Below are 14,076 nucleotides of genomic sequence, written 5' to 3' on the forward strand. Positions count from 1 at the left end.
AGAAGGCACAAAAAAGGGACGAATCCGGATCATGCACACCGGGTTCGTCCCTAAGCGTAAAGCGGGCCCAAGACCGCTTGCAGCTGTACATCCAGATTCAATCAGTTCGGTAACCAACCCTCGGCCCAGTAGTTGAGGTTATTGCCCTTGAGCATGTAATCGCGCAGCACTTCTTCGCGCAGCGCATCGCCCATGCGGTAGCTCGCATCAGGGTCGGACAGGTGCATGCGGATTGCCTCAAGCCACTCCTCGGTACTGTTACTCACGACTTTGGTACACGGCAGATAACCGCGATAGGCCTCGGTGTCGGTGCAAATCACCGGGTAACCGCAGGCGCCGTACTCCAGCAGACGCAGGTTGCTCTTGCAGTCGTTGAAGATGTGGAACTCCAGAGGAGCCAGTGCCAGGTCGAGGTTCAGGCTGGCCAGTTTGGCGGGGTAAGCCTCAAGAGCGACGCCCGTGTGAAACTCATGCACAAATGGCCGTAGCGCCTCGGGGCACATTCCGAAAAACACCCATTCGACTTCATTGGCAAGCAGACGCACCACGTCGGCAATAATTGCCAGGTCACCGTCATGACTGGTGCCGCCACCCCAGCCTACACGGGGTTTGCGCGAAGTACGTCGATGACTGGTGAGCCCCGTCCACAGATGCGGTGCAAGCATGTTCGGCACCACCCGAATGTCGTGATGCATGTCACGCAAGGCATCCGCCAGCGGCTGAGTCGATACCACGACCCGATCACACAATCCGACACCACGCCGCACCAGTTTGTCGACACCCACTTCGGCCTTGCGGATGTGTGCGTTCTTTTTCGGCACATCGATCACGTAATCGTCGAGCTCAAAAATCCGGAAGGCTTGCGAACAGTTTTTGATTCGCTCGACCTCATCGACAGCCCCTTGGCTGTAGCGCCCCTGCAGGATGATCACGTCGGGCGAACACCGCTCAAGTTCAATGTCCGTCGGCGTATGGTAGGTCATATGCCCTACCACTCGCCCCGCCGCCTCCAGCTCGAGGAACGGCTGGCTGACCCGATAATGCCCCACCGCCGTGGCGTTGATCGGAATCGCCAGGATCTTGGGCAGGGGCTGACGGGTGAAGGGATCCCACCCGTCCTTGAACCCAGGCTCCAGACTGAAATTGCTGGTGCCCAGACTCAGGTTCCGGTTATACGCCGGATCCCTGGCAACCAGGGGCAACCAGTTCCGGTAGAAGTGTTTCTGCTCAGCCTGCAGCACTTTGGGTGCAGGCCCGACAGTGGAAGCCGGGATCGCCTGCACCAGCTCGGCGTATGGTGTCCATACCACCAGGTAGCCGGCCTGCCGTACACGCAGACAAAAATCAGGACCATTAAGCGCCTGGGCCAAATGTTGTTCGTCCAACCCCTGCAAATCGTCGAAAACCTGCTTGCGTACCAGGAGACAATCGACGCCGACCGCACTGAAGTTCTGTACGGTTTGCTGACGCTGCATGTAGCCAGGGGCGTTGAGCAACTCTCCGCGATTGGGGACACCAATGGCCCCCCGCAACCCCAGAACCAGTGCCGAACCCTCGATCCGGCCCTGCGGACTCAGCATCCGCCCGCCAACTACACCGACCTCTGGGCGCAGGCCGTGATTCAGCAACTCGTCCAGCCAGTCGGCATTGACGATGATGTTGTGGGGGCTGAGCAACAGCAGATAGTCGCCCCGCGCCTGGGCCGCGGCGAAGTTATGCACCGCTGCCTGGTTGTCGCCATAGTCACAGCGCAGCACTCGCAGTTTGTCGCTGCCCATTTGCTCCATGGCCGCCAGCCAGCTACAGGCATCTGCGGCAATGCTGGCGTTATCGGCAATCAAAATCTCGTAACGCGAATAGGCCGTTTTTTCCAACAGACTTTCAACACAGCGCTGCAAAGAACCGATCTGGTCCCTGGTGGAGATGATGATCGATACAAGAGGCTGCTGGTCATGGAGGTAGTCAACACGATTGATCAGCGCCAGACTGCCGCTACGGATGCGGTGTGGCGCCTCAATACGCTGTAGATGCGCGGCAAGTACCCGAGGATTCTGCTCGATGACCTGGGGTTGCGAGAGCCACTGAGACAGGCGCAAAGCAGACTCCACGAGCACTTCGCTCACATGGCCGATGGCGTGCGGGCCATTGCTCTCCACCAGACGCCAGACCAGATCGTGAACACCCAGCTCATCGTAGCCCGCAACAATGCCACCAAGCTCGAGCACCCGCTGACGCTGCAAAGCGAGGACCCGGCCGATGTAAGGATAACTACGCATCAAGTCAAGATTGAAGTCCGGCTTGAACACGGGCTCGATCGACACCTCATCGCGCAGCCCTCCCTCATCGCTATAGAGACAGCGCACGTCCGGCATTTCGACCATGCGCTCGGCCAGCAGCAACAAGGCCAGCTCGTTCAAACGATCGCCCGCCCGGACCAGATAGATCCAGTCTGCCTCATCCAGTTGCCTCAGCAGTCGATTGAACTGAGCGACCGGTTCTTCCTGCAAACGTACATGACGCACACCTTCGCAGGGCGCATGCTCCGAACGGGAAATCACCACCACCTGCTCGGCGGCATAAACCTGCTGACGAATGCTCTTGAGCGTATCTTCCAGCGCTACGCTATTACCTTCGCTATCGATGACGATCGGCACAATCCGCGGACGCCAGGCCCACCCCTGCAGGCGGGCAGGCAAAAGACGCTGTTGAGCGGGGTTCAATGTGCGGCAAGACAACCATTCACGATACAGGTCGACAAAACTGTCGCAGTCGTCACCCACCCGGGAAAGCACCAGGGTGTGTATGAAACTCAGGGATCGGCCCAACCCCGACTCTTCCCAGGCATAGGGCTGACCATCGACTGCATCGGCCAGAGCCATATAGCGCACCCAGCCTGGTGCAGGTGCCGGCTCGCCACTGCGCAATGCAAGCATCTGTTTGAGCCAGTCGAGCTCTGTCGCCAGCGCATTCCTGACGTGTGGCTGATTACTCAATCGCGCCGGGTGCAGGCGCTCGAGACTCAGAACCTGACTGACGACAACCAGATTGCCGCGACGTAACAAACAGGCAAACAAGGCGAAGTCCAGGCGAGCCACGAAACCTTCACCGACCTGGGTCAACGCCGGCAAATACTCCAGCGCATGACAGGTACGCAGCAGCGCCCCGCTCAAACCGCTGAGGAAGTTGACCAGGGTGCTTTCCAGAATCCCCAACAGATCCTCACCCTTGAACAGCGTGATGCCAGTAGAAAAACAGCAGTTTTCCAGCCGCTCGGACAACAGGATGTAATCGCCGTCGCAAAACTGTCGCTGGGCGATGACCAGATTCACATCATCACGATCGATAAAACCTTCGATCTGCTGCTTGATGCACTCAGGCAACAGTTGATCGTCGTCGCACAGCAGCTTCAGATAATCGCCGCTGGCCTCTTGTGCGCAAGCCATGAGGTTACCCTGAAACCCCAAGCGTCGATCATTGCGCACATAACGTAACCGGATCGACTGCGGCACCTCACAATCCTCGACGATCCGGCGGATTTCGTCGCCGACACTGTCGTCGCAGACAATCACTTCGAGGTTGCTGTAGGTTTGATTCAGCGCGCTTTGCAACGCCGCCTGAAAGAACTGCGGATTGAAGGCGGGGATGGCGATGCTGACAAGAGGGACTGGTTTCACGGCAGGGGAACTCTCGAGCGGCGGAAGCTCACTCTAAAAAGAGTGGAGCCCCCCGGAACCGCTGAAAAAAGACGGTTTGCACTCGGCAATCTGCAACCCTCGCGATAAATCGCGAAGGCCTAGATTCAGACTTTGTTGAACAGCCCCAACTGAGCGATCTTGCTGAACGCCAATTGCGAGGCCTGCAACATGGTTTGCTGCAGGGTCAGGCGGGTCATCACTTCGGCCGGATCGGAATCGCGAATCGACGACTGGGTCTGGGTATTGGCCAGCGCCAGACTCTGGTTGATCTCGGTCTGAGTAGTCAATGACGAACCGCGCCCCCCCACGGAACTGATGCCGGCCGCCAACTGGTCGATGCCACTGGACAGATTGCCAATGCCTGAACCGATCGCCGCGTTTAATTGCTGGATGGCGATCGGGTTGTTGTTGGTCGGTGTCGCCAGTGCGGTCTTCAGTTGGCTGACGGTATCCAGAACGTTCTGTGTCTGGTGTGTGTTGACTGCAACGGAGAACTGGTCACCCGCAGCCGGTGTACCGGCCAACGTAAAGGTAACGCCGGACGCGGTTGCCGTGGCACCGGCCATGGTGCCGCTGGACACCGGTTTGCTGCTGGCGGTCAGTGGCGCGGCGTACAAATCGTAGTTCGTGGCGCTGGTGAACTTGAGGATCGCACTACCGTTCGGGAAACTGGCGTGGTAGTTGGCGCTGTTGGTGACCGCGGTACCGGTGACCAGTGCCGCCGAAGGATTCCCCGGGCTGCGAGACGTAGTGAAGCTGTCCGGCTTGGCCGCCAGGGTGAAACTGTGCCCGGTGATCACTGTACCCGGGACGTCACCCGCTTGCAGGTTGATGTTCAACTTCAGATCAACGCCACGGAAATTGACAGTCTGTGTGGCCGCACCGTTGGTGGAGCTGAACGCGCCGTTCTGACTGGCCTCGGCGGTGACGTCGTTACCTAGCGAATCGGTAATTTTCAACTGCGTGCCGCTGACGAAATCCACGGTGTAAGGCTCGCCGCTGCGGAACTTGGCGTTGTAGGTGACATCGGAGCCGACCTGACCGTTGGACAACACCACACGACCGTCATCGACCGCAGGCGCGGTGAGCGTGGTCTGAGTACGGCTGGTGTTGATCGCCTGCTGGAACACATCCCAACCAGTGCTGTTGGTGGCCATCGACTGGGTATCGCCAATCGGCAGATCCAGCGTGACCTGATCACCGTTATAGGCGTAGCTGCCATCGGTGTTGCGGGTGAACGGCACCACATCGCCCTTGGACCCGGAGAAGATGTACTTGCCGTTTTCATCCTTGGTGTTCATCAGGCTGAGCAGTTGCTCTTCAATCTGCCCCAGTTCGGAAGCGTTCGCCTGACGGTCGGCATCGGTATAGCCAGCGTTGCCTGCGCCGAGCGCCAGCTCTTTGGCGCGCTGCAGCACGTTGCCAATACTGGTCATCACCGACTCGGTCTGGCCGAGGGTGCCTTTGATGGTGGTCATGTTGGCCGAGTACTGGTCAAGCATCGAAGCCTGCTGACCCAATTGCAGCAAACGCGAAGCGCCGACCGGATCGTCGGCCGCGGTATTCACGCGAACCAGGCTGCTGGCCTCTTCGCTGCTCTTGACCACGTTGGAAAAGTTCTTCTGATAGTTGGCAGCAGAGGACTCGTAAAACTGGGCGGTAGAAATGCGCATGGGCTACGACTCCTTAAAGACTGTTGATCAGTGTGCTGAAGATTTCCTGCGCAGCCTTGATGATCTGCGAAGACGCGGTGTAGTACTGCTGATACTTGACCAGGTTGCCGGTTTCCTCATCGAGGTCGACACCGGACAACGAGTCGCGAGCGCCCTTGGCGTTGGCCAAAATCGCGGTGGTCGCAGCACTGTCGAGCTTGCCTTGCGCGGCCTTGGCACCGACGCCCGAGACCAGTTTGCCGTAGGCATCGTTCAGGGAAATACCGTTGCTGGCCGAACCGGTGTCCACGGCCTGCTTGGTCTGCAAGGCGGCCAGTGTGGTGCCGTTACGGTTATCCAGCGAACCCGGCTGGCTGAGCGATACGTTGATCGCGGTGCCGTTACCTGGCGAACCGGCCACGGTCATGTCGAACGACACAGTGCGCTGCACAACGGGCGGTCCCGGATCATTGATCGCGGCACCGGTGCCGTCGACCAGCGGAATGGTCAGGCTCAGCGTATTGTTCTGGCCCGGCACGATGGTGCCGCTGCTGAGCGAATTGCCTTGGGCATCGAGCATTTGGTAAGTCTGAGTCGTACCACCGGCCGCACCGAACACGATCTTGACCGGCGTCGAAGTCTTCAGGCCGTTCTGGATTGTGGTGGTGGTCGCCGTGTCGTAGATATCGAACTTGGTGGTCAGGGTCGGTTGACCGCTGGCCGGAATCGTCAGCGTGCCGCTGCCGCCCGCCGCAATGGCCGCGCCCAACGGTGCCGCGATGGCCAGACGTTTGGAGTCGGTCATCTCGGTCTTGATGTTGGTCGCCGCGTTGCGGGTCGGGGTGATCTTGAACGTGTCGCCGGCGGCTGCTGTGCCACCGGAAAGTGTCATGGAGAAACCATCGATCACCGGCGGTGGCGTGGTCAGCGTGCTGAACGCGCCCATGGCGGTGCCTTCAGGCAGACGCTGCACGGTGTAGTTGGTGGCGCTGGTGAAGGTGACCTTGTAATCGTTGATGGTCAGCTTGCCGCTGTCCTCGATGCTCACATCGAAGTTGCCTGAGCCGGCGCTGTTGCCGACCGTGGCAACGCTGCGCTGAGCCATTTGCGCTGCGGTGTTGATGCTATTGAACAGGTTCGAACCGAAATCACCGTTCTTGTCGATGCCCTGGGCCTGGACGGTGTTCATCTGATCGGCGACGACCAGCGCCACACGCCCCAGCTCGTTCATGGCCGGGTCCAGCACGGTGCTGCGATAACGCAGCAAGCCGCCCATTTCGCCACCGGTCATCACCGAGGTGATGTCGATGGTGCTCGAACCGCGATTGAGCTGAATGGCCGAGCGCGACGGATCGTCTTTGCTCGGCACCACTTCCAGCTTGCTGGCAGTGCTGCCCATGACCAGCGGCTGACCGCTGCCCAGGTAAATGTCGAGGTTACCGTCACGCTCGATCACTTGCGCACCGGTGAAGGTGGACAACTGGCGCACGGTCTCGTTGCGCGCGTCGAGCAAGTCGTTGGGTTGGCCGCCGGCGTTGGAAACTTCGGAGATCTTCTGGTTCAACTGGGCCACGGTGGCCGCCAGTTTGTTGACCTGATCGGCCATGTTCGTCAGGTTGCCGTTGATGTCCGCGTTCTGCGCGGTCAACTGGCTGGAGATCGAGTTGAAACGGTTACTCAGGGCTTGCGCATCGCTGAGCAGCAGTTGGCGGGAAGCATCGTCGCCCGGTTTCGCGTTGACGTTCTGTACCGAGGCGAAGAACTTGGTCAGGGCGCCGTTGAGGCCGGTACCGCTGTCCGACAGCAACTTATCGAGCGGGCTGATCTGCCCGGCATAGGCAGCCGAGTCACTGTTGAGCGAGGTGGTGGTTTGCAGTTGCGCATCGAGGTAGCTGTTGTACACCCGACGCACATCGGCCAAGGTCGTACCCGTGCCGATGTAGACATTGCCGAACTGATTCGAGGCTTTGCTGCCCTGCACGGTTTGCTGACGCGAGTAGCCTGCGGTGTCGGCGTTGGCAATGTTGTTACCGGTCACCATCAACGCGCTTTGGCCTGCGGATAAACCCGACATCCCGATGTTGAGCAAACTCATGATTCAAACCTTATGCCTTGTGCCTATAAAGGCGTAGTGGAAGCGCCCGCTGCAGCGTAGTTTTGGTAACTCGTCATCTGCTTGGCTATCTGCGAAATCTTGCTTGCGTAATCCGGGTCGGTTGCATACCCGGCTTTTTGCAACTCGCGTACAAACTGTTCTGGGTTATCGGCCGACTTCAGCACATCTTGATAGCGATTGTTGCTTTGCAGCAGCGTCACAAGGTCATGGAAACTGTCCTTGTAAGAGGCGTAGGAACGGAACTCGGCCGTCTCCTTGACCATCTGGCCATTTCTGAATTCGCTGGTGATTGCCCGCGCCGAATCGCCCTTCCAGTTACCGCTGGCCTTGATCCCGAACAGGTTGTGGCTACTGCTGCCATCCTGGGCGCGCATGACCGATTTGCCCCAACCGGTTTCCAGGGCGGCCTGAGCCACCAGGTAACGCGGATCGACACCGATACGGTCGGCGGCTTCTTTGGCCATTGGCAGCATGGTGTTGACGAATTCGTCGGCGGAGCTGAAGGCTTTCTTCGCCGGCGCCAGGGGGATTTGAGCCATGGCACGACCATAAATCTGCAGGCGCCCGCTGGAGGTCGTATCCGTTTGGGAAGCCAGCCAGTCGCCGTTGTACAGCGGGCCGGAACCGGTCGTGGTGCTCGGCGGCACCTGGATTTTGTTTTGCGTTGCGGAGGCGGTCGTTGCCGTGGTCGATGCCGATGGCACCAGCCCGGCGAGCAAACGGTCGGCCAGTTTCGGTGGCAGCGCCAGACGCCGCTGATTGATCAGCGCCATGTCGTTGCGGTGTGCGCCCTCGCCCGCACCTGCCGGCGCCCGCACCGCGCGTGAAGCCCACAACGGGCGCTCGCCGTTGAGGCGCGACAGCGGCCCATTGGTGGCGACCGTACCGGCGGCAATCGGTGTTTCCACGGCGGCCTTCGCGGCGGCTTGCTTGGCGGCAGACGCTGCAGCAGCCTCACCCGGTGCCAACGGTTTGTTCTTCGACATCTGGCGCATCAGCACGTCAGCCAGGCCGATACCGCCGCCTTCACGGGACAGGGAAACGGCCAACTGCTGGTCGTACATTTCCTGGTATTGCTTGGCCGCCGGCGTGTTGAGCGGATTGTCCTTGCCCAACGCTTCGGTGGCCGAGCGCATGGACTTGAGCATTTCACCGAGGAACAGCGACTCGAATTCCTGCGCCACTTTGCGCATGTTCGCATCGCTGTTCTTGTCGCCGACCTTGAGCTGATTCAAACGATTCAGGTCCGAGTAAGAACCCGAATCGCTGCTGCTGACCAGACCGCTTTTGCGCATATCCATGTTCGCCGTCCTCAGATCACGATCAGGTCGGCTTGCAACGCGCCGGCCTGTTTCAACGCTTCGAGGATCGCCATCAAGTCACCCGGCGCTGCGCCGACCTGGTTCACCGCACGAACGATCTCGTCGAGGGTGGTGCCCGGGCCGAACTTGAACATCGGCTTGGCTTCTTGCTGAGCGTTGACCCGCGAACGCGGCACGACCGCCGTCTGCCCGTTGGACAGAGGGCCGGGCTGGCTGACGATCGGGTCTTCGGTGATGGTCACGGTCAGGCTGCCGTGGGTCACGGCGGCCGGGGAAACCTTGACGTTCTGGCCAATCACGATGGTGCCGGTGCGCGAGTTGATGATGACTTTCGCCACCGCCTGACCCGGATCGACTTCGAGGTTTTCGAGGATCGACAAATAGTCGACCCGCTGGCTCGGATCGAGTGGCGCAGTCACGCGGATCGAGCCGCCATCGATGGCCTGAGCGACGCCAGGGCCAAGCATGTCGTTGATCTTGTCGACGATGCGCTTGGCCGTAGTGAAGTCCGAACGGTTGAGGTTCAGGGTCAGGCTGTTGCCCTGATTGAAGCCGCTCGGCACTGCACGCTCGACCGACGCACCGCCGGGGATGCGACCGGCCGACGGAACGTTGACGGTGATCTTCGAACCGTCACGACCTTCGGCATCGAAACCACCGACCACCAGATTGCCCTGAGCGACGGCGTAGACGTTGCCATCGATACCTTTGAGCGGCGTCAACAGCAAGGTGCCGCCGCGCAGGCTCTTGGAGTTACCGATGGACGCTACGGTGATATCTATCTGCTGACCTGGCTTGGCGAACGCTGGCAAATCGGCGCTGATCGACACGGCCGCGACGTTCTTCAATTGCACGTTGCCGGAACCTGGCGGCACCTTGATGCCGAACTGCGAGAGCATGTTGTTGAAGGTCTGCAGGGTGAACGGGGTCTGGGTCGTCTGGTCACCGGTGCCGTTAAGCCCGACTACCAGGCCATAGCCGATCAATTGGTTGGAACGCACGCCGGAAATACTGGCGATGTCCTTCAGCCGTTCGGCTTGAGCATCGAAGGCTGCGCACAGCAAAAGAGCGCCCACCATCAGGTGTTTAAGATTCAACATAGCCACCTAGAAAGGGAACAGCGGGCTGAGGAAGAAACGGTCGAACCAGCCTGGCTGACTCGCATCGGCAAACGCACCGGTGCCCGAATAGGTGATGCGTGCATCGGCGACGCGGGTCGACGACACGGTGTTATCGGTGGCGATGTCATCGGCACGAACGAGGCCGGCAATCCGTACCAATTCGTCACCGGTGTTGAGAGTCAGCCACTTCTCGCCGCGCACAGCGATGATGCCGTTGGGCAACACGTCGGCAACGGTCACAGTGATCGAACCGGTCAGGCTGTTGCTCTGGCCGGTCTTGCTGTCGCCCTTGCTTGCACGATCAGCTTTGTAGCCGGCGTTCAGGCTCAAGTCGTTGCCACCGATCGGGTTGTTGGTGGTCAGGCTGGAGCCGAACAGCGAGGTCAGGCCGACACTGGTGTCGCTGGTCTTGTCGATCTGCGAGTTGGCGTTCTTGCTCGCCTGGGTGCGCTCGTTCAGGGTGATGGTGATGATGTCACCGACCCGGAACGCCTTGCGGTCGCTGTACAGGTTCTGTTCGAAACCGGCCTGGTAGATCGAGCCGTTATTGGCGGCAGCCGGCAGCGGCGTGCGCGGCAACACCGGGGCGTAGTAAGGGTCATTGGGCTTTGGCGTCGGACCGACGCACCCCGCCAGCGCGGCGACCCCACTCAGTGCCAGAACAGATACGAAGCGATTCATGACCCTACCTCACGGTGTTGCAGGCGACCTCATGGCCGCCTCATAGACTTGATTACAGATTCTGCGTTACGAACGAGAGCATCTGGTCGGCGGTGGAGATCACTTTGGAGTTCATCTCGTAGGCGCGCTGAGTGGTGATCATGTTGACCATCTCTTCAACGGTGCTGACGTTGGACGTTTCCAGAGTGTTCTGCAGCGTGGTGCCAAAACCGGCCAGGCCCGGGGTGCCGACTTGCGGCGCGCCACTGGCAGCGGTTTCCAGGAACAGGTTGTTACCCACCGCTTGCAGACCGGCCGGGTTGATGAAGTCGGCGGTTTGCAGGTTGCCGATCACTTGGGAGGCGGGGTTGCCGGCAACGGTGATGGACACGGTGCCGTCACGACCAACGGTGAACGTCTGGGCGTTGTTCGGAATGACAATGGCCGGCTCCAGGGCAAAGCCGCTGGCGTTGACGATCTGACCGTTGGAATCCAGGTGGAAGGTACCGTCACGGGTGTAGGACGTGGTGCCATCGGGCTGCAGGATCTGGAAGAAACCGCGACCGTCGATGGCCATGTCCAATGGCTGCTCGGTGGTTTGCAGGCTGCCGGCGGTGAAGTTTTTCTGGGTGCCGACGATGCGCACACCGGTACCCACTTGCAGACCCGACGGCAGTTCGCTGTCCTGGGTCGACTGGGCGCCTGGCTGGCGTTTGATCTGATACAGCAAGTCCTGGAACTCGGCGCGGTCACGTTTGAAACCCGTGGTCGATACGTTCGCCAGGTTGTTGGAAATGGTGGTGAGGTTGGTGTCCTGGGCGGACAGACCTGTTTTGGCAACCCATAGAGCCGGAAGCATTCGTTTCTCCTCGTGCGCCTGTTTTACGGCGCGACGTTCTGATAATTAGCTGATCTGCAAGACCCGAGCCATGGCCTGGTCATCGTCTTTGGCGGTGTTCATCATCTTGACGTGCAGCTCGAACTGCTTGGCCAGCGCCAGTACCGAAGTCATTTCTTCCACGGCATTGACGTTGCTCGACTCGAGAAACCCAGACACCAGTTTGACGCCGGCATCGGCCTGCGCCGGCTTGCCGTCCTTGGTGTGGATCGAACCGTCCAGGCCTTTGGTCATGTTCTTGAAGTCCGGGTTGACCAGCTTGATGCGGTCGACTTCGGCCATCACACGCGGGCCCTCGCCCATCGCACGGATGCTGACGGTGCCGTCTTCGCCGACTTCGATCTGCTGCTCGGGCGGCACGGCAATCGGCCCGCCATTGCCCATCACCGGCATGCCGTTGCCGGCGCGCAGTACGCCCAGCGCGTCAACGTTCAGGCTGCCGGTGCGCACGTAGCTTTCACCGCCATCGGGGTTTTGCACGGCGATCCAGCCGTTGCCTTGCACCGCGACATCAAGGTCGCGACCGGTTTGCACCAGGGCGCCCGGGGAGAAGTCGGTGGCCGGACGTTCGCTCATGGCAAACGCACGCGCCGGAAAGCTGTCACCAAACACCGGCATCGAACGGGCCTGCTCCAGGTCCTTCTGAAAACCATTGGTAGAGATGTTCGCCAGGTTGTTGGCATGGGCCTTCTGCGCCAGTGCATTCTGGCTGGCGCCGGTCATTGCCACATAAAGGTACTTGTCCACACTCTTTCCTCTGCATGCCGGACGTTTGCCGCCCACCGCTGTACTGCTGAGCCATAAGCAATTTGCAGACCAACTTTTTTCTGGCGGCGCCGGGCCCGGCAAACAAAGGACTTGAGGGGTTTAGAGGGGATTGGGGGAATGAATCAAAGACGAAAAACCGGCGGTGTCATGCCGCTTCGCGGCAACAAAGCAAAAGATCGCAGCCTCGTTGCACTCGACAGCTCCTACATTGGAATGCGATCCCCCTGTAGGAGCTGCCGAAGGCTGCGATCTTTTGATCTTAAATGCTGCTGTCCTTACCCACCTCATACTCGCGCAACTTATTGGCAATGGTGGTATGGGAAACCCCCAGTCGCTTGCCCAGTTGCCGACTGCTCGGATACTCGGAATACAAGCGCTCCAACACGGCTTTCTCGAAGCGCCCGACAATCTCGTCCAGCCCACCCTCGAGGGAGAAATCGCCAAGCGGCTGACGCACGCCGTAGTCCGGCAGACGAATGTGCTCGGCTTTGACGGTGCCGCCCTCGCACAGGGAAACCGCCTGAAACAGCACGTTTTCCAACTGCCGCACGTTACCCGGCCAGTGATAATGACTGAGCCGTTCCATCGCCGCCGGCGCCAGTTTCGGCAGTGGGCAACCGATCTGTCGACTGGCCTGATCGAGGAAGTGTTCCACCAGCGGCGCCAGTCCATCGAGGCATTCGCGCAGCGGCGGGATGTGCAGCGAGAGCACGTTCAAGCGGTGGTACAAGTCCTGGCGAAACTCACCGCGAGCACACAGTTCGGACAAGTCCACCTGAGTCGCGCAGATCACCCGCACATCCAGATAAACCTCTTCATCGCTGCCGACACGACGGAAGCAACCGTCCTGCAGAAAGCGCAGCAATTTCACCTGCAAGCGCGGGCTCATTTCGCCGACGCCATCGAGAAACAACGTACCGCCCGCCGTCAGCTCCAGGAGCCCGAGCTTGCCTTCGGCCCGCGCCCCTTCGAAGGCGCCGGGGCCGTAGCCGAACAATTCAGTCTCGGCCATGGACTCAGGCAGGCCGGCGCAGTTGAGCGCCATCAGCGGTGATTGCCCACGCGGGCTCGCCAGGTGGCAGGCCCGCGCCAACAACTCTTTGCCGGTGCCGGTTTCGCCTTCGATCAATAGCGGCGCATCCAGCGGTGCCATGCGCCGTGCTTCGCGAACCACCGCTGCCATCACTTTCGAACTTTGGAAAATGCTGTCGAAGCCGCGCAACTCCTGTTTGCGCACGTTATAGATGCGCTCGCCCACCCGGTCCGCCCGGTGCAGCGTCAACACCGCACCGGCCATGGCCTCGCTTTCGTCATGCTCCGATTGCAGCGGCGCGATGTCGGCGAGAAACACGTCACCCTTGACCTTCACCCGCAAGCCGTTGATCCGCGACTTGTTGGCGCGCACCAGTTCCGGCAAATCGAAGTCTTCGGCGTACCGAGACAGCGGAATCCCCGGCACCTCATCCACCCGCACCCCGAGCAATTGCGCCGCCGCACGGTTGGCCGCGACGATGGAACCGCCCATGTCGATCGACAGCACCGGAAACTCCAGAGCACCGAGCAAGGCATTGAGCTCCATGTGCCGACGCTCGCTGGGCATCAGCCCTACACGCTTGACGCCGAACACCCCGCCAATCGCCTCGAACTTCGGTCGCAACGCCTGGAACTGAATGTTGATCAGGTTCGGGCAGTGCAGATAGATCGCATTGCCATGCTCACCGCCCACCTCGCCGCGAGCGACGTTGATCCCGTACTCGACCAACAGGTTGAGAATGTCGCGCAGGATACCGATGCGGTTCTGGCAGTGAACTTTGATACGCATATAAAGGCCCGTAACAGGGGTG

The 14,076-nt window shown here is 60.2% G+C and carries 9 protein-coding genes; all 9 read right to left on the reverse strand.

What is annotated here, in order from left to right:
- Positions 1-101: 101 nt before the first annotated feature.
- Entirely contained in the window at positions 102-3,674 is a 3,573-nt protein-coding gene (locus tag LOY36_RS20675; protein ID WP_019648082.1) for a glycosyltransferase, read from the reverse strand.
- Between the two features lie 125 nt (positions 3,675-3,799).
- Positions 3,800-5,368: a flagellar hook-associated protein 3 gene (locus LOY36_RS20680; protein WP_019648081.1), complete on the reverse strand. Its 1,569-nt coding sequence runs from the start codon at positions 5,366-5,368 to the stop codon at positions 3,800-3,802.
- 13 nt (positions 5,369-5,381) lie between these two features.
- Positions 5,382-7,442, reverse strand: coding sequence for a flagellar hook-associated protein FlgK (flgK, locus tag LOY36_RS20685; RefSeq protein ID WP_019648080.1), 2,061 nt, complete (start codon positions 7,440-7,442; stop codon positions 5,382-5,384).
- A 23-nt stretch (positions 7,443-7,465) separates the two neighbouring features.
- On the reverse strand, positions 7,466-8,764 hold the full coding sequence (flgJ, locus tag LOY36_RS20690; RefSeq protein WP_019648079.1) for a flagellar assembly peptidoglycan hydrolase FlgJ: 1,299 nt from the start codon (positions 8,762-8,764) through the stop codon (positions 7,466-7,468).
- Positions 8,765-8,775: 11 nt separating this feature from the next.
- Positions 8,776-9,885, reverse strand: a complete 1,110-nt coding sequence (locus LOY36_RS20695) for a flagellar basal body P-ring protein FlgI (RefSeq protein ID WP_018929948.1) — start codon at positions 9,883-9,885, stop codon at positions 8,776-8,778.
- A 6-nt stretch (positions 9,886-9,891) separates the two neighbouring features.
- A complete protein-coding gene (gene flgH / locus LOY36_RS20700; protein WP_007938561.1) occupies positions 9,892-10,587 on the reverse strand; it encodes a flagellar basal body L-ring protein FlgH in 696 nt (231 codons plus the stop codon).
- Between the two features lie 52 nt (positions 10,588-10,639).
- Entirely contained in the window at positions 10,640-11,425 is a 786-nt protein-coding gene (gene flgG, locus LOY36_RS20705) for a flagellar basal-body rod protein FlgG (protein ID WP_018929947.1), read from the reverse strand.
- A gap of 45 nt (positions 11,426-11,470) precedes the next feature.
- Complete coding sequence (locus LOY36_RS20710; protein ID WP_026345695.1) at positions 11,471-12,211, reverse strand: flagellar basal body rod protein FlgF; 741 nt, start codon at positions 12,209-12,211, stop codon at positions 11,471-11,473.
- Between the two features lie 280 nt (positions 12,212-12,491).
- Entirely contained in the window at positions 12,492-14,054 is a 1,563-nt protein-coding gene (locus LOY36_RS20715; protein ID WP_258670595.1) for a sigma-54-dependent transcriptional regulator, read from the reverse strand.
- Positions 14,055-14,076: the final 22 nt, after the last annotated feature.

This window comes from Pseudomonas sp. B21-019 (assembly GCF_024749225.1).
GTDB lineage: Bacteria > Pseudomonadota > Gammaproteobacteria > Pseudomonadales > Pseudomonadaceae > Aquipseudomonas.